The sequence below is a fragment of the Inquilinus sp. Marseille-Q2685 genome (assembly GCF_916619195.1).
GTDB lineage: Bacteria > Pseudomonadota > Alphaproteobacteria > DSM-16000 > Inquilinaceae > Inquilinus.
The window spans coordinates 36,015-51,037 of sequence record NZ_CAKAKL010000014.1 but is presented as its reverse complement, the minus strand read 5'-3'; the positions used below and the strand labels follow the sequence as shown (position 1 = coordinate 51,037).

Genomic DNA, 15,023 nt, shown 5'->3' with positions numbered 1-15,023 from the left:
CTGTCCGGTTGAGGGTTTTCGGGGTGCGGACGAGGAGTAGGGCTCGATTTATATTGTCATCGCCGGGCTTGACCCGGCGATCCAGGGGCCGCCCAGAGCGGCATCGACATTCCTGGATGCCCGGGTCAAGCCCGGCAATGACAGAAAACTGAGACTTCCATGCCTCACGGCCGCGCCGCGTACTCCTCGACCAGCGGACCGTAGGCCTCCACCGGCGGATAGGCTTCGTAGCTGTGCACCGCCGGCGTGGTTGCCCAGGCGAGTTTCTCCGCGGTGCAGGTTTCGATGAACGGCACCGACCAGGCCGGGTCGTCCAGCATGGTCGACCGGACGTTGACGAACTGGTCCAGCCCCTCCGGCCGGGTGAACAGCCAGCTCAGGCAGTGCGGGCAGAAATAATGCCGCGACGGGCCGTGCAGCCCGCCGATCACCGGCTCGCCCTGGATCACGGCGAAGCCCTCGCTCGGGATCGCCGCGGACAGGGAGAAGGCGCTGCCGGTCATCCGCTGGCAGCCGGTGCAGTGGCAGGCGATGGTGACCAGCGGCCGGGCGGTGATGCGGAAGCGCACCTGGCCGCACCGGCAGTGGCCTTCCTGCGGCACGCTCAACCGGGTCATGGCGTCCTCCTGACGGTTGTCCTGTTCTGAGGCCTGTTGAGATCCATCTGGAGTTTATGACAGCAGCGGCGAGAAGGATGCCAGCTCTGAAGGAGAGGTCGGTTTGGCGGCCGACCGCGAGATCGGCGACGTCACGACCGTCCCACGCTCGCGCCCAGGGTGACGAGAAGCTCGTCCAGTTGCTCGAACTGCTCGGGCATTCCACCCTCCGTCCCGGCGATGGCATCGTCGAGGGCTTCCTTCGAGGGATAGAGTTCGTGCAGGACCAGCAGCGTCTTGCCTCCCTTTTCCTCGAAGGTCACCGTGGTCACGGCACCGTTATCGCTTTCGTCATTGGTCCAGACGAGGCGGGCGTGCGGCGTCACTTCGAGGTACCTGCCGAAGAACGCCACGGTCTTTGAGGCATCGTGGCCGAATTCCAGACGGTACCCGCCCCCGACACGGACATCCATCTCGCAGGAAAGCAGGGGTACGTCCATCGACTTCGGGACCCACCACCGCTCGAACAGCTCGGGCTTGGTCCACGCCTCGAACACGATGCGGGCCGGGCCGTCGAAGGTTCGCGCAACGACCAGCTCACGCTCGGACTTCCGTTCCACCGCCGTGCGGTTCTTCATGGGTCTGGGCTCACTCTCTCGTCCTTCGTCCATCGACCTTCTCCTTCTGTTTCAGTTCCTCTCGACACGGCCTGGAGCGACGGAGGGCGCCGGACCAGGGCTCAGCCCTTCGCCGCCGCCTCCAGCCCGGCGACGTCGATCTTCACCATCTGCAGCATCGCCTCGGTGACCCGCTTGACCTTGGCCGGGTCGGGGTCGGTCATCAGCTCGCCCAGCCGCTTCGGCAGGATCTGCCAGGACAGGCCCCAGCGGTCGCGCAGCCAGCCGCATTGCTCGACCGTGCCGCCTTCCTTCAGCGCGTCCCACAGCCGGTCGACCTCGGCCTGGGTGTCGCACTCCACCATGATCGAGAAGGCGTGGTTGAACGGGTTCAGCGGCCCGGCCTCGATCGCCTGATAGCGCTGATCGCCCAGGGTGAAGCCGGCGAGCCGCACGCTGCCGGCCGGGCCGCTCGGGGTGTCGGCGGGCAGGGGCGTGACCCAGTGGACCGCCGAGCCGGGGATCAGCGCGGTGTAGAAGCCGATCGCGGCCTCCATGTCGCGCTCGAACCAGAGATGCTGGGTGACCTTCATCGCGACGTTCCTTCCTTCCATCGGACGGGCGGAGCCGGCGGCCCGGGCCGCTCCTGGTCCAAGGACGGAGAAGAAGGTCCGTCCCCGACAGCACGGCAAATTTTTTTCCGAGTGTGCGGAGGATTCCGGTGGCGCATTCTTGGTCTGACCGCAATCGGCAGGGAGGGCGGGGTGGGAGTGGTCCTGATCGACAACGGCGATGCCGATCACGACTTCTCCATCAACTGGTGGCACTGGAGGGCCATCGTCGAAGCGGTGCGCCGGACAAAGGTGCTGCCCTCCGGCCGTGTGGACGGTCTCCACCAGGCCTGCGTCGGCGAACTGGACGCAGCGGAGGCCTGCGCTGTCGGCCATGCCATTCGGACCCTGCTGTGTCCGACGCTGGGTGAGGGCGAACGGCTGCTGCTCGACGGCGCGGTCTCCATCGTTCCGCCAGATGGGGTGTTTCATCGGGAGCCCGGGGAGATGCACAAGAACTACGGCACCGACCGCGCGACGCTGGAGGCTTTCGCCGCCTTCTGCGAACGCTGCGCAGGTTTTCGCGTGCTTTAGCCCTGCGGCCGCACGGGGCTTTGCCCGCTAATCCCTTGATTGCCCCACAAGGCGATGCCCGGCGGGGCATCCGGTCCCGACATCGCCGTGGAAATTTGAGGGCTGAGACGATCGTCCGTGGTCTCCGGCCCGGCAGGGGCCTAGGATGCCGCGTGCGGGCGGTGTCGGGAGGCGGCGATGGCCGGGCATGTCGGGAAGGCGGATGTCGCCGTTCTGGAGCGGTTCCTCGCCGAGTCCGCGACCGCCGCGCCCTCGCAATACGCCTTCGTCCGCCGCGGCAAGGTGATGTGCTTCTACGCCGATGCCGGCGTGGCGCTCGAGGTCGGGGCCCGCTGCTTCCCCGACCGCGAGTTCTCCGTCATCGACGTCCACGCCCGGAAGGTGGTGCTGGCGCACTGATCGGCATCAGTCGCGCCAGAACGGCTTGCGACTCTCCCCGTCGACATCGCATCGGCTCAGGCCGCAATCGGCCAGGAAGGAATCCGGCAGGCTTGCCAGGCAGCGGCGCTGCTGCACGCGTTCATGCCAGGTCAGCAGCAGGTCCACCAGGGATGTGATCGACTCTCTGCGAACCGCGGCGCGCCGGGCGGCGGTGGACGGACGTTCACTGGTCGACACGGGACAACTCTCCTTGCGCCGCGACAGGCGCCTCGCCGGGAAAAGCCGAGTTTCCCGCGGATGCCGCGCAGCGGTTTTGCTTCGATGTCGGAGAAGATGGCTATCGACAGCAAATATGATTGTACGAAAGTGCTTTTTTGAGAAGTTTGATTTTTCTTAATCAAGAATTAATTGAACAAATGAAGTTTTGTTTGATCGGTATTAACAAATCGTAATGATGTCTGGAGTATTTTCCGATCTGGTTGTCCCTGGTCCGGGCTTGCCGTGAATGTTCCGGGCCGGTACGGCGCCGCCGGGCTTTCCGGAGGCGAAGCGAGACGGGACTTCCCGTTCCTGAGAGACCGTTTGGAAATGCGCTGGCGTGAGTCGGCTGGCGGTGGTTTCGAGAACCGGAGCGCAGCGCACGTTTGGTGCGTGAGCACCGGAAGCGGAGAAACCGCCGTCAGACGGCCGCGCCAGTAGCATTTCCAAACGGTCTCTAATCCCTGCCTCTGCCCGGCAGCAGCAGCCAGGCGATGCCGGCCAGGGCGGCGAGGCAGCCGAGCAGGGCGAAGGCGGGGATGCCGAACAGCCGCGGCCCGGTCTCGGCCAGGATCGGCGCCAGCCCGACCACGAATGCGGCGGTGACGATGGCGACGGCGATGCGCGCGGCGCCGCGCTCGATCGAGCCGCCGAACCTGTCCATCCGGCCGATCTCGACCTCCAGCTTCACCCGGCCCTTCTCCAGCCGCCGCAGCACCCGGCGCAGGATGCCGGGCGCGTCCCCGGCCAGGGCCTGCAGCTCCAGCAGGGCCGATCCGGCCCGGCTCAACATCGCCTCGGGGGCATAGCGCGCGGTCAAAGCGCGGCGCACCACCGGTTCCACCTCGCGCACCACGTCCAGCTCCGGGTCCAGGCGGCGGACCACGCCTTCGGAGGTCATCAGCGCCTTCAGCACCAGCGCCAGGTCGGGCGGCAGGGCCAGGTCGTGGTCGCGCATCAGGGCGACGAAATCGGCCAGCGCCTGGCCCAGCTTCAGCCGGCCCAGCGCGCCGCGGGTGTGGCGGGCCAGGAAGGCCTCCGCCGCCTCCTCCAGCGGGCGGGCGTCGATGTCGGGCTGGCCGGCCCAGTCCAGCAGCACCTCGCGCACCCCGGCGGCGCTGCCGCCCGTGATCGCCGCCATCAACGTCACCAGCTGGTCGCGCCGCCGCGCCGACAGCCGGCCGATCGTGCCGAAATCGAGATAGGCGATGCGGTCGCCCGGCAGGCACAGCATGTTGCCGGGATGCGGGTCGGCATGGAACACGCCGTCGATCAGCATCATCTGCAGGAAGGCGTTGGAGCTGCGCGCCGCCAGCACCCGCCGGTCCAGCCCGGCCTTTTCCAGCGCCGCCTCGTCGCTGGGCCGGACGCCCGCGACGAAGTCCTGCACCAGCACCTCCTCGCTGGTCCAGGCCCAGTGGATGCCCGGCACGACGACCTCCGGCCGGCCCTCGAACTGGGCGGCGATCAGCTCGGCGTTGCGGCCTTCATTGGCCAGGTCCAGCTCCTCGCCGATCGCGGCCGCCAAGTTGCGGGTGATCGCCTCGGGATGATAGCGGCGCAGCTCCGGCAGCTCGGTCTCGGCGAGCTTGGCGGCATGGGCCAGCAGGCGCAGGTCGGCCTCGACCAGCGGCCGCAGCCCGGGCCGGCGGATCTTCACCACCACCTCGGTGCCGTCCGCCAGCGCCGCGCGATGCACCTGGGCGATCGAGGCCGAGGCCAGCGGCTCGCGGTCGAAGCGGGCGAAGATGGCGTCAGGCGGGCTGCCCAGCGCCGCCTCGACCACCGGCGCCAGCGCCTCATAGGGCAGGGGCGGAACGCGGTCGTGCAGCTTCTCCAGCTCGGCGATCCACTCCGCCGGCAGCAGGTCGCTGCGGGTCGCCAGGATCTGGCCCAGCTTCACGAAGGTCGGCCCCAGCGCCTCGATCGCCAGCCGCAGCCGGGCCGGCATGTCCTGGCCGGGCGCGGCCGTCCCGGTGTCGCCGGGGGCCAGCCCGGCCTGCTTCAGCAGCCGGTGCAGCCCCAGCCGGCGCACCAGGTCGCCGAAGCCGAAGCGCAGCAGCACGGTGACGATCTGCTGCAGCCGTTTCAGGTCGCGGGCGACGACGAAAGCGGTGGGAAGGACCTGCATGCTGGACCTGGGCAAGGGACGGCGGGACCGGACTGCAACGTCGGTGCCGCCGCGGGGTTCCGCCAGCGGGCGAATGGCCGCGGCGGGGATGCGATCGCAGTGGTATTACCGGCCGCTCTCGTTCATGGTATGTTCCATGGACGAGATGCGCCCCGATTGCGAGATGGAGGACCGGCCGGTCGACAGGGACCTGGCCTGGACGCAATGGGCGCTGGGCTCGCTGGCCGAGCTGGTCGACATTCATCTCCGCACGGCGCGGATGATGGCGACGGAGCAGTTGGCGACGCCGATCCTGCAGGCCAGGCCGGATTTCGCGCTGGCGCAGGTGCGCCTGGCCCGCTCGGTGCGGCTGTCGATCGCGATGAGCCAGCGGATCCGCGAGGGCTATCAGGAGCGCAAGGCCGGGACGCCGGAGCGCACGCCGGCGGAGGAGGCGGCCGAGGCCGCCCCGGCCGAGGCCGCGCCGGCCGCCGGGCCGAAGGACGGCGAGCCCCGGGCGGAACCGCGCGAGTCGCTGGTCGAGAGCGAATGCCTGGAGGACGAGCTCGAACCGGACGAGGCGGCGGAGGAGCGGCGCGACCTGGACGCGGCCCTGCTGTCGCGAGACCGGGACGGCGCCGCCGCGGTCGAGATCCCCGATCGCCTGCCTGACCGCCCTGCCGACGCCGTCCCCGTGGCCGCTCGGCCTGAGCCCAACTGGCCTCCTTTGGACGAGCCCGACACGGGCCGGCCCGTGCCGGCTCTGCCGAAGCCGGACAGCAGCTGAGCGCCGGCGTCGCATCCCCGCACCGTCATTGCGAGGAGGCGAAGCCGACGAATCCATCCAGGGCCCGTTCGCACGGCCCTGGATCGCTTCGCTGCGCTCGCGATGACGCTGTGGGGCGGAGAGTCAGTGTCCAGAGCCGATGGTTTTGCCTCTCCCGTTTACGGGAGAGGTCGGAGGCGCTTGCGCCTCCGGGTGAGGGAAGGGCGTCGAGGCTTGAACCCGTCCCCACCCGGTCTCGCTGCGCGGGCCCGGGCCTCTCCCACCGGGCGGAAAAGGCGGCACAAACACCGCCCCGAACCCGCCGGCCCGTTTGCGTCCGGCCGGCCCACCTCCTATAACCACCGCACGATTCCCCGATCCGGCAGAGTTCGAGCGCGATGCACGACATCCGATTCATCCGAGAGCATCCCGAGGCCTTCGACAAGGGGATGGCTCGGCGGGGTCTGTCGCCCGTCGCCGCCGACCTGCTGGCGCTGGACGAGCGCCGGCGCCAGATCACCACCGAGCTGCAGGGGCTGCAGACCCGCCGCAACGCCGCCTCCAAGGAGATCGGCGCCGTCAAGTCCAAGGGCGGCGACGCCCAGGCGCTGATGGACGAGGTCGCCTCGATCAAGGCGAAGATGGGCGAACTGGAGCAGGCCGACCGCGACGCCGAGGCGGCGCTGGCGGCCCGGCTGGCCGAGCTGCCGAACCTGCCCGACGAGGACGTGCCCGACGGGCCGGACGAGAGCGCCAATGTCGAGGTCCGGCGCACCGGCGAGCCGCGGCGGCTGAACTCGGCCCGCGACCATGTCGATCTCGGCGAGGGCCTCGGGCTGATGGACTTCGCCGCGGCCTCCAAGCTGTCCGGCGCAAGGTTCGTTGTCTTGCGCGGCGCGCTGGCCCGGCTGGAACGAGCCATCGGCCAGTTCATGATCGACCTGCATGTCGACGAGCACGGCTACACCGAGATCGCGCCGCCCTTCATGGTGCGCGACGAGGCCGTGTTCGGCACCGGGCAGCTGCCGAAATTCGCCGAGGACCTGTTCCGCACCAACACCGGCCACTGGCTGATCCCGACCGCCGAGGTGCCGCTGACCAACCTCGCCGCCGGCGAGATCCTGGAGCAGGAGAGGCTGCCGCTGCGCTTCACCGCGCTGACGCCGAGCTTCCGTTCCGAGGCCGGCTCGGCCGGGCGCGATACCCGCGGCATGATCCGCCAGCACCAGTTCAGCAAGGTCGAGCTGGTCAGCATCACCACGCCGGAGCAGTCGGCCGCCGAGCACGAGCGGATGACGGAATGCGCCGAGACCGTGCTGAAGCGGCTGGGCCTGGCCTTCCGCACCATCGTGCTGTGCACCGGCGACATGGGCTTCTCCGCCCGCAAGACCTACGACATCGAGGTCTGGCTGCCGGGGCAGGGGCGGTATCGCGAGATCTCCTCCTGCTCCAACTGCGGCGACTTCCAGGCCCGGCGGATGCAGGGCCGGTTCCGGCCGGCGGGCGAGAAGGGCACCCGCTTCCTGCACACTCTCAACGGCTCCGGCGTCGCCGTCGGCCGCGCCCTGATCGCGGTCATGGAGACCTATCAGCGGCAGGACGGCGCGATCGAGGTGCCGGAGGTGCTGCGGCCCTATATGGGCGGGCTCGAGATCCTGGAAGCGAAGGGCTGACGATGCGCATCCTCCTGGCCAATGACGACGGCATTAACTCGACCGGATTCTCGGTGCTCGAGCGCATCGCCCGCGAGCTTTCGGACGACGTCTGGGTCTGCGCGCCCGAGAGCGAGCAGTCGGCCGCCAGCCATTCCCTGACCATCCACCGCCCGCTGCGCCTGCGGAAGATCGAGGAGAAGCGCTTCGCCGTCGACGGCACGCCGACCGACTGCGTGTTGCTGGCGATCAACCACGTGATGAAGGACCGGCGGCCGGATCTCGTCCTGTCAGGGGTCAATCACGGCCGCAACATCGCCGAGGACGTGACCTATTCCGGCACCATCGCCGCGGCGATGGAAGCGACGCTGCTCGGCATCCGCGCCATCGCCTTCAGCCAGCAATTCGCCGACGGAAGGCGGCCGGACTGGGAGACGGCAGGGCGCTGGGGCGCCGAGGTCGCGCGCAAGGCGATCGCCACGGACTGGCCGGACCAGGTGCTGGTCAACGTCAACTTCCCGGCGGTGGATCCGGACGCGGTGACGGGCATCGCCGTGGTGCCGCACGGCCTGCGCAAGATCGGCGACGTGCTGGAGGAGCGCCTCGATCCGCGCGGCCGCACCTATTTCTGGATCGGCACCAGCCGGACCGAGGAGGCGCTGCAGGGCGAGGAGACCGATGTGTCCGCCCTCCGGGATGGCCGGATCACGGTGACGCCGCTGCATCTCGACCTGAACCACGCCGCCGCGATCCAGTCCCTGCGGCGGACCTTCGCCGAGTAGGAGTGCAGGGGTGGGGAGCCGCGGACCGAGTGCAATGGGCGGGGCCGGAGCCACCCCCTCACCCGGAATCGCTCCGCGATTCCGACCTCTCCCCAGGGAGAGGTGGTGGATTGCGCTCCGTTCCCCTCTCCTAGGGGAGAGGGAGGGGCCCGCCGCTTGCGGCGGGAGGGGGAGGGGGATCGCTCCGCCCTCGCCCCCGCGCCTGACGACCGGACCCCGCCCATGATCGCCGAGCCGCGGCTGATCCGCCTCCTGATGCATCTCCGCCGGTCGGGGATCACGGATCATCGCGTCCTCGGCGCGATCGAGCGGGTGCCGCGCGAGGCCTTCGTGCCCGACGCCTTCCTCGACCAGGCCTATGAGGACATCGCGCTGCCGATCGGCCACGGCCAGACCATCAGCCAGCCGATGGTGGTCGGGCTGATGACCCAGGCGCTGGAGGTCGGCGACCGCCACAAGGTGCTGGAGATCGGCACCGGCTCCGGCTACCAGGCGGCCGTGCTCGCGAAGATCTGCCGCCGGCTCTACACGGTCGAGCGGCACAAGCCGCTGCTCGACCTGGCGCTGGGCCGGATCGAGGGGCTGCGCATCAGCAACATCACCGCGCGCTGGGGCGACGGCATGAAGGGCTGGCCGGAGCAGGCGCCGTTCGAGCGCATCATCGTCACCGCCGCCCATCGCGGCGACCTGCCGCCCCTCGCGCTGACGGACCAGCTTGCGATCGGTGGTATAATCGTGATTCCCATGGGGGACGAGAAGCGGAACCAGCGCGTGGTCCGCTTCACGCGCACCGAGACCGGATTGGAGCGGGAGGATCTGTGGCCAGTTCGCTTCGTGCCCTTGCTGCCGGACCTTCCCGACGGGGAGGATGGCGGTCCATCCTACTGACGACCCTCGCCGCCGCGGGCCTCGCGGCCTGCAACGTCCCTCCGGGCGCCGACGAGATGGCGCAGCGGCCAGCGACCGTCCAGGTCCAGCCCGGCGACGACGTGCTCGCCATCGTCCGCCGCTACGACGTGTCGATGCCGTCGCTGATCGCGCTGAACGGGCTGCAGCCGCCCTATGCGCTGCAGCCCGGCCAGACCCTGCGCCTGCCGGGCGCGCCGGGATCGGCGCCGGGGCCGGCGCCGACCATCACGCTGCCGGGGGCCGTGGCGACGGCGCCGGGCGCGACCGCGCCGATGGGCGGCACGCCGCTCAACACCGTGCCGTCGACCGGCGGCGGCCTCTCGGTCCAGCGCCTGCCGCCGCCCGGCGGCGCCGCCGGGCCCGTGGCGCCCGGCACCGTGCCTCCGGCCGTGCCCGGCGCGGTCCCGCCCGCGGGCGCCGCGACCGGCCAGACCCCGGTGGCGCCGACCACCGGCGCCCCGACCTCGATCGTGCCGAAGCCCCCGCCCGCCACGGTGCCGCCGGTCGCCAGCGCCACGGTGCCGCCGCCGGCTGCGACCCAGGCTCCCCGCGCCTCCAGCCGCTTCGCCTGGCCGGTGACCGGCTCGGTGATCGCCGGCTTCAACGCGCCGCTCGGCGGCAAGCCGAACCAGGGCATCAACATCTCCGCCCCGGCCGGCACGCCGATCAAGGCGGCCGGCCCCGGCACCGTCGCCTATGCCGGCAACGAGCTGCGCGGCTACGGCAACCTGGTGCTGATCCAGCACGGCGACGGGCTGGTCACCGCCTATGCCCATGCCGCGTCGCTGTCGGTGAAGAAGGGCGACCAGGTCACCGCCGGCCAGAGCATCGGCACGGTCGGCCAGACCGGCGCCGTCGACGCGCCGCAGCTGCATTTCGAGGTGCGCAAGAACAGCGCCCCGGTGGACCCGAAGCAGTACCTGCCGTGAGGTGGCCTGCAGGGAAGAATTCGTCGAGGGGTTAGTGCTCTAGACAGGGATGCTTTCTCTATTTTGTCATTGCCGGGCTTGACCCGGCAATCCAGGGGCCACCCAGAGCGGCATCGACATTCCCTGGATGCCCGTGTCAAGCCCGGGCATGACAGTTTTGGGGTTAGTTCTTTCTTCCGGTAGCCTATGACCTTTCCACCGGCGCCAGCTCGGCCAGCAGCGCGTCGCGGAAGGCGCGCACCGCGGCCGGCAGGGTGCGGCCGGCCATGGTCAGGATGTGCAGCGTGCTGTCGGTCATGCTCTCGTCGGCGACTGGCACGGCGACGAACTCGCCCAGCTCCACCCGTCCGGGGTCGCGGATGGCGCTGGTGAAGTGGATGCAGCCTTCGATGTCGCTGAAGCGGCGCAGCGCGGCCATCGAGTTGGTCGACAGCACCGGCTCCAGCGCCAGCCCCTGCAGGTTGCAGCAGGCGTCGATCAGCTGCCGCTGGGTCCGGTCAGGGTCCGGCAGGGCGACGGGATAGGGCTGGATCTCGGCCAGGGTCAGGCCCTCCCGCCCGGCCAGCGGATGGTGCCGCGGCATCAGCGCGTGCATCGGCCGGCGGATCATCCGCTCCACCGCCGTGCCGTGCGGCGGCGCCAGGTTGAAGGTGACGCCGATGTCGGTCTCGCCGTCCCGCACCCGCTCGGCGATCTCGATCGAGGTGCCGATCCAGAGATGGAAGGTCACGCCCGGATGATCGCGCCGGAACGCCGCCACCACCCCAGTCAGGACGTCCAGGCCGAAGCCCTCGAAGCTGGCCAGCCGGACATGGCCGCGATGCGGGCCCTGCAGCTCGCGGATCTCCGCCGCCGCGCGCTCGCCGTCCAGCATCGACCGGCGGGCATGGGCGGCCAGGATCTCGCCGGCGGCGCTCGGCACCATGCCGCGGGGGCGGCGCTCGAACAGCTCCGCCCCCAGCTCGCGCTCCAGCTTGGCGATCTGGCGGCTGATGGCCGAGGTGGCGACGTTCAGCCGCTTCGATGCATCCGCGATCGAGCCGGACCGGGCGACTTCCAGGAAGTACCGGAGGGCGGTGCTCTGCATGACGCTTCTTTCGTCCGTTGCCGCAGCGGCAACGCGTTGTGCGAATTATAGCGCTTGTGGCATGCGGGGGGCCTTCCTACCAGGGGTGACGAACGAAACCTGGACAGGGATGGCGATGGACAGCTTTTCGCCCGAGGCGATCGCGGAGGCCGTGGAGACCCGCCGGCATCTGCACGCGAACCCCGAGCTGAAATATGAGGAGCGCGGCACCGCCGACTTGGTGGCCTCGCGGCTGCGCAGCCTCGGCTACGCGGTCGAGACCGGGCTGGCCGAAACCGGCGTGGTCGGGCTGCTCGACACCGGCCGGCCGGGGCCGACCATCGCCTTCCGCGCCGACATGGACGCCCTGCCGATCCTGGAGGATACGGGCCTGCCTTATGCCTCGAAGACCCCGGGCAAGATGCACGCCTGCGGCCATGACGGGCACACCGCCTCGCTGCTGCTGGCCGCCCGCGGCCTCGCCGGCATGACCGATCGCCTGTCCGGCCGGATCAAGCTCCTGTTCCAGCCGGCGGAGGAGGGCGGGCTGGGCGCCGCCCGGATGATCAAGGCCGGCGCGCTGGACGGCGTCGAGAGGGTCTACGGCTATCACAACCGCCCGGCCTATCCGCTCGGCCGGGTCTTCGCCAAGGCCGGTCCGACCATGGGCGGCAGCTCGCTCTATGAGGTCACGATCTCCGGCAAGGGCGGCCACGCCTCCCGGCCGGACCTCGCGGTGGACCCGATCTTCGTCGGCACCGCCGTGGTGCAGGGGCTGCAGAGCGTGGTGTCGCGCCGCCTGTCGCCGCTGGAATCCGGGGTGGTCACCGTCACCCAGTTCCATGGTGGCAACAGCCACAACATCATCCCGATGGCGGCGACGCTGTCGATCAACACCCGCGACGGGTCGCCCGCCGCCTACGAGCGGATCGACCAGGAACTGCGCTGGGTCATCGCCCAGATCTGCGAGGCGCACGGCGCCACCGCGGCGGTCGAGCAGACCATGCGCATCCCCTCCGTCGTGAACGACGCCGCCGAGACCGACTTCGTGCTGGCGACCGCGCTCGACATGGTCGGCCCCGACCGCTCGGGCCGGATGGATGCGCTGCCGACAATGGGGGCGGAGGACTTCGCCTTCTATCTGGAGAAGGTGCCGGGCTGCTTCTTCTTCGTCGGCAACGGCGAGGACAGCGCCTATTTGCATCATCCCCGGTACGACTACCGCGACGAGATCCTGCCGGTCGCCGCCGGGATGTTCCTGGCCATCGCAGAACGCCGCCTGGGGGTGGGCTGACCATGACCGCCTCGACCGTCGAAAGCCGCTCCGCGATGCAGCGCTTCCTCGCCCTGATCGAACGCGCCGGCAACCGCCTGCCGCACCCGTTCCTCTTGTTCCTCATCCTCTGCGGCGTCGTCGCCGTGCTGTCCTGGCTGATGGCGATGGGCGGCGCCTCCGGCATCAACCCGAAGACCGGCAAGGAGATCGCGGTCCAGAGCCTGATCTCCGGCGACGGGCTGGTCTTCGCCCTGACCTCGATCGCCAAGAACTACGTCACCTTCCCGCCGCTCGGCGTGATCCTGGTGATCATGCTGGCGATCGGGGTGGCCGATAAGGTCGGGATGATCGCCAGCCTGATGCAGGTCAGCGTGATCAAGGCGCCGCGGGTTCTGACCACCTTCGTCATCTTCCTGGTCGGCATGTGCAGCCATCTGGCCTCCGACGCCGCCTATATCGTGCTGATCCCGCTCTCGGCCATGATCTTCCAGGCGGTCGGGCGCAACCCGCTGGTCGGCGCCGTCACCGGCTATGTCGCGGTCGGCGCCGGCTACGACGCCAGCCTGTTCATCACCCCGGTCGACATCATCCTGTCCGGCATCACCACCGGCGCCGCGCATGCGATCGACCCGAACGCCTATGTCTCGCCGCTCGACAATTACTACTTCATCGCCTGCTCGGCGGTGCTGCTGTCGCTGGTCGGCACGCTGGTGATCGAACGGATCGTCGAACCGCTGGCCGGGAAGTACACCGGCGACGTGGTGCTGAAGCTGGAGCCGATCGGTGCGGCCGAGGCCCGGGCGCTGAAGCGGGTCGGCTGGGTGGCGCTGGCCTTCCTCGCCGTGGTGCTGGCCGCGGTGCTGCCGGCCGGGTCGCCGCTGCGCAACGAGCAGGGCGGGCTGGTGCCGTCGCCCTTCCTCGAAGGCATCGTCGCGATCCTGGCGGTGTTCTTCCTGCTGCTCGGCTGGGTCTATGGCGCTGCGGTCGGCAAGGTGAAGAGCGCCCGCGACGTCGCCGGCTTCATGGCCGAGGCGGTGAAGGAGCTGGCGCCGACCCTGGTGCTGTTCTTCGCCATCTCGCAGTTCCTGGCCTGGTTCCGCTGGACCAATCTCGGCGAGTGGATCGCGATCCACGGCTCGCATCTGCTCGACACCGGCGGGCTGGGCGGCACGCCGCTGGTGCTGGCCTTCGTGCTGCTGGCGATGGTGATGAGCGTCTTCATCACCTCCGGCTCGGCGCAATGGTCGCTGATGGCGCCGGTCTTCGTGCCGATGATGATGCTGGTGGGGCTGGAGCCGGCGCTGGTCCAGGCCGCCTTCCGCATCTCGGACTCGGTCACCAACGTGATCTCGCCGATGAGCCCGTATTTCGCCGTCTGCCTGGCCTTCCTGCAGCGTTACCAGAAGGATGCCGGCATCGGCACGCTGGCGGCGATGACGCTGCCGATCTCGATCGGCTTCCTGGTCGCCTGGACCGCCTTCCTGGTGCTGTGGATCGAGATCGGCCTGCCGCTGGCCCCCGGCGTCGGGCTGTTCCTGAACTGACGGGGAGGTGCGGCGCAGGCCGCCCCTTTACGTCGCGGCCTCCAGCCGCTTGCCCAGGCGGCCGGCCAGGTCCTGGATGTACTGCCAGGCGACGCGGCCGGAGCGGGAGCCGCGGGTGATGGTCCATTCCAGCGCCTCGGCCCGCAGCGTCTCGGGCGCGATCTCGAGGCCGAAGGCCTTGGCGTAGCCTTCCACCATCTCCAGATAGGTGTCCTGGTTGCAGCCATGGAAGCCGAGCCACAGGCCGAAGCGGTCGGACAGCGACACCTTCTCCTCCACCGCCTCGCCGGCGATGATCGCGGTCGACCGCTCGTTCTCGATCATCTCGCGCGCCAGGATGTGGCGGCGATTCGAGGTGGCGTAGAACACCACGTTCTCCGGCCGGCCCTCGATGCCGCCCTCCAGGATCGCCTTCAGCGACTTGTAGCTGGCGTCCTGGCCGTCGAAGGACAGGTCGTCGCAGAACAGGATGAAGCGGCGGTCCGAGGCGCGCAGCAGATGCAGCAGCCGGGGCAGGGAGGAGATGTCCTCGCGATGGATCTCGACCAGCGCCAGGATGCCGTCGGCCTCGCCGTTCACCGCCGCATGCACCGACTTGACCAGCGAGCTCTTGCCCATGCCGCGCGAGCCCCACAGCAGGGCGTTGTTGGCCGGCAGGCCCCGGGCGAAGCGGCGGGTGTTCTCCAGCAACAGGTCGCGCTGCAACTGGATGCCCTGCAGCAGGTCGAGATCGACCTTGCTGACCGCCGGGACGGGTTGCAGCCGGCAGTGCTCGGCGTCCCAGGTGAAGGCGTCGGCGCTGGCCAGATCCGTCGGCGCCGGCGGTGGCGGGGCCAGCCGTTCCAGCGCATCGGCGATGCGGGTCAGCAGTTGCAATTGTGTCAGGTCCAGGTCGGCCACCGGACGGTCTCCTTCGCTTTCGGCCCGCCGACGCTAATGATCGTGCCGCATGGGTGTCGAGATCAACCGCCGCAAGCCTCCCCTGCGCCATT

Annotated in this window: 16 protein-coding genes; 9 read left to right on the top strand and 7 right to left on the bottom strand. The window is 69.7% G+C overall.

All coding sequences use genetic code 11. The features are described from left to right. Nucleotides 1-164: 164 nt before the first annotated feature. The 3 genes from LG391_RS33430 to LG391_RS33420 all read right to left on the bottom strand — a co-directional run bounded on the left by LG391_RS33430 (nucleotide 165) and on the right by LG391_RS33420 (nucleotide 1,806). Nucleotides 165-617, bottom strand: coding sequence for a GFA family protein (locus LG391_RS33430; protein WP_225773315.1), 453 nt, complete (start codon nucleotides 615-617; stop codon nucleotides 165-167). A 131-nt stretch (nucleotides 618-748) separates the two neighbouring features. Further along, on the bottom strand, nucleotides 749-1,234 hold the full coding sequence (locus tag LG391_RS33425; protein WP_225773313.1) for an SRPBCC family protein: 486 nt from the start codon (nucleotides 1,232-1,234) through the stop codon (nucleotides 749-751). A 101-nt stretch (nucleotides 1,235-1,335) separates the two neighbouring features. Next, a complete protein-coding gene (locus LG391_RS33420) occupies nucleotides 1,336-1,806 on the bottom strand; it encodes a VOC family protein (RefSeq protein WP_225773311.1) in 471 nt (156 codons plus the stop codon). A 177-nt stretch (nucleotides 1,807-1,983) separates the two neighbouring features. Between LG391_RS33420 and LG391_RS33415 the strand changes: the two genes are divergently transcribed. Together LG391_RS33415 and LG391_RS33410 are read left to right on the top strand one after the other, a co-directional pair. Then, nucleotides 1,984-2,358, top strand: a complete 375-nt coding sequence (locus tag LG391_RS33415) for a hypothetical protein (RefSeq protein WP_225773309.1) — start codon at nucleotides 1,984-1,986, stop codon at nucleotides 2,356-2,358. Between the two features lie 177 nt (nucleotides 2,359-2,535). Then, the gene (locus LG391_RS33410; protein WP_225773307.1) at nucleotides 2,536-2,757 is read left to right on the top strand and encodes a hypothetical protein; all 222 of its coding nucleotides are present in this window, start codon (nucleotides 2,536-2,538) and stop codon (nucleotides 2,755-2,757) included. Between the two features lie 6 nt (nucleotides 2,758-2,763). On the opposite strand, the gene LG391_RS33405 is transcribed toward LG391_RS33410, so the two are convergent. Both LG391_RS33405 and LG391_RS33400 read right to left on the bottom strand, forming a co-directional pair. Beyond that, the gene (locus LG391_RS33405) at nucleotides 2,764-2,976 is read right to left on the bottom strand and encodes a DUF1127 domain-containing protein (RefSeq protein WP_225773305.1); all 213 of its coding nucleotides are present in this window, start codon (nucleotides 2,974-2,976) and stop codon (nucleotides 2,764-2,766) included. A gap of 478 nt (nucleotides 2,977-3,454) precedes the next feature. Then, entirely contained in the window at nucleotides 3,455-5,128 is a 1,674-nt protein-coding gene (locus LG391_RS33400; RefSeq protein ID WP_225773303.1) for an AarF/ABC1/UbiB kinase family protein, read from the bottom strand. 136 nt (nucleotides 5,129-5,264) lie between these two features. Between LG391_RS33400 and LG391_RS33395 the strand changes: the two genes are divergently transcribed. The 5 genes from LG391_RS33395 (at nucleotide 5,265) to LG391_RS33375 (ending at nucleotide 10,145) form a co-directional block, all read left to right on the top strand. Then, nucleotides 5,265-5,894, top strand: coding sequence for a hypothetical protein (locus tag LG391_RS33395; protein ID WP_225773301.1), 630 nt, complete (start codon nucleotides 5,265-5,267; stop codon nucleotides 5,892-5,894). A 377-nt stretch (nucleotides 5,895-6,271) separates the two neighbouring features. Next, entirely contained in the window at nucleotides 6,272-7,546 is a 1,275-nt protein-coding gene (gene serS / locus LG391_RS33390; RefSeq protein WP_225773299.1) for a serine--tRNA ligase, read from the top strand. A 2-nt stretch (nucleotides 7,547-7,548) separates the two neighbouring features. Beyond that, on the top strand, nucleotides 7,549-8,307 hold the full coding sequence (surE, locus tag LG391_RS33385; RefSeq protein ID WP_225773297.1) for a 5'/3'-nucleotidase SurE: 759 nt from the start codon (nucleotides 7,549-7,551) through the stop codon (nucleotides 8,305-8,307). 222 nt (nucleotides 8,308-8,529) lie between these two features. Next, nucleotides 8,530-9,195 carry a protein-L-isoaspartate(D-aspartate) O-methyltransferase gene (locus LG391_RS33380; RefSeq protein WP_225773295.1) on the top strand — a complete coding sequence of 222 codons (666 nt, stop codon included), beginning with the start codon at nucleotides 8,530-8,532 and terminating at the stop codon, nucleotides 9,193-9,195. A gap of 56 nt (nucleotides 9,196-9,251) precedes the next feature. Beyond that, nucleotides 9,252-10,145 carry a M23 family metallopeptidase gene (locus LG391_RS33375; protein ID WP_225773293.1) on the top strand — a complete coding sequence of 298 codons (894 nt, stop codon included), beginning with the start codon at nucleotides 9,252-9,254 and terminating at the stop codon, nucleotides 10,143-10,145. A gap of 184 nt (nucleotides 10,146-10,329) precedes the next feature. On the opposite strand, the gene LG391_RS33370 is transcribed toward LG391_RS33375, so the two are convergent. Further along, nucleotides 10,330-11,232 (bottom strand): LysR family transcriptional regulator, encoded by a 903-nt coding sequence (locus tag LG391_RS33370; protein WP_225773291.1) that lies wholly within the window; start codon nucleotides 11,230-11,232, stop codon nucleotides 10,330-10,332. 115 nt (nucleotides 11,233-11,347) lie between these two features. Here LG391_RS33370 and LG391_RS33365 point away from each other — a divergent pair, with 115 nt between their 5' ends. After that, the gene (locus tag LG391_RS33365; RefSeq protein ID WP_225773289.1) at nucleotides 11,348-12,505 is read left to right on the top strand and encodes a M20 family metallopeptidase; all 1,158 of its coding nucleotides are present in this window, start codon (nucleotides 11,348-11,350) and stop codon (nucleotides 12,503-12,505) included. 2 nt (nucleotides 12,506-12,507) lie between these two features. Beyond that, complete coding sequence (locus tag LG391_RS33360; protein ID WP_225773287.1) at nucleotides 12,508-14,031, top strand: AbgT family transporter; 1,524 nt, start codon at nucleotides 12,508-12,510, stop codon at nucleotides 14,029-14,031. A gap of 27 nt (nucleotides 14,032-14,058) precedes the next feature. On the opposite strand, the gene LG391_RS33355 is transcribed toward LG391_RS33360, so the two are convergent. Then, nucleotides 14,059-14,931 (bottom strand): ATP-binding protein, encoded by an 873-nt coding sequence (locus tag LG391_RS33355; protein WP_225773285.1) that lies wholly within the window; start codon nucleotides 14,929-14,931, stop codon nucleotides 14,059-14,061. Between the last annotated feature and the right edge of the window lie 92 nt (nucleotides 14,932-15,023).

Bases quoted from the DNA above. Each gene is read 5' to 3' on its own strand.
- LG391_RS33430 (WP_225773315.1), bottom strand. From the start codon at position 617: ATGACCCGGTTGAGCGTGCCGCAGGAAGGCCACTGCCGGTGCGGCCAG.
- LG391_RS33425 (WP_225773313.1), bottom strand. From the start codon at position 1,234: ATGAAGAACCGCACGGCGGTGGAACGGAAGTCCGAGCGTGAGCTGGTC.
- LG391_RS33420 (WP_225773311.1), bottom strand. From the start codon at position 1,806: ATGAAGGTCACCCAGCATCTCTGGTTCGAGCGCGACATGGAGGCCGCG.
- LG391_RS33410 (WP_225773307.1), top strand. From the start codon at position 2,536: ATGGCCGGGCATGTCGGGAAGGCGGATGTCGCCGTTCTGGAGCGGTTC.
- LG391_RS33400 (WP_225773303.1), bottom strand. From the start codon at position 5,128: ATGCAGGTCCTTCCCACCGCTTTCGTCGTCGCCCGCGACCTGAAACGG.
- LG391_RS33395 (WP_225773301.1), top strand. From the start codon at position 5,265: ATGGACGAGATGCGCCCCGATTGCGAGATGGAGGACCGGCCGGTCGAC.
- serS (WP_225773299.1), top strand. From the start codon at position 6,272: ATGCACGACATCCGATTCATCCGAGAGCATCCCGAGGCCTTCGACAAG.
- surE (WP_225773297.1), top strand. From the start codon at position 7,549: ATGCGCATCCTCCTGGCCAATGACGACGGCATTAACTCGACCGGATTC.
- LG391_RS33380 (WP_225773295.1), top strand. From the start codon at position 8,530: ATGATCGCCGAGCCGCGGCTGATCCGCCTCCTGATGCATCTCCGCCGG.
- LG391_RS33375 (WP_225773293.1), top strand. From the start codon at position 9,252: ATGGCGCAGCGGCCAGCGACCGTCCAGGTCCAGCCCGGCGACGACGTG.
- LG391_RS33370 (WP_225773291.1), bottom strand. From the start codon at position 11,232: ATGCAGAGCACCGCCCTCCGGTACTTCCTGGAAGTCGCCCGGTCCGGC.
- LG391_RS33365 (WP_225773289.1), top strand. From the start codon at position 11,348: ATGGACAGCTTTTCGCCCGAGGCGATCGCGGAGGCCGTGGAGACCCGC.
- LG391_RS33360 (WP_225773287.1), top strand. From the start codon at position 12,508: ATGACCGCCTCGACCGTCGAAAGCCGCTCCGCGATGCAGCGCTTCCTC.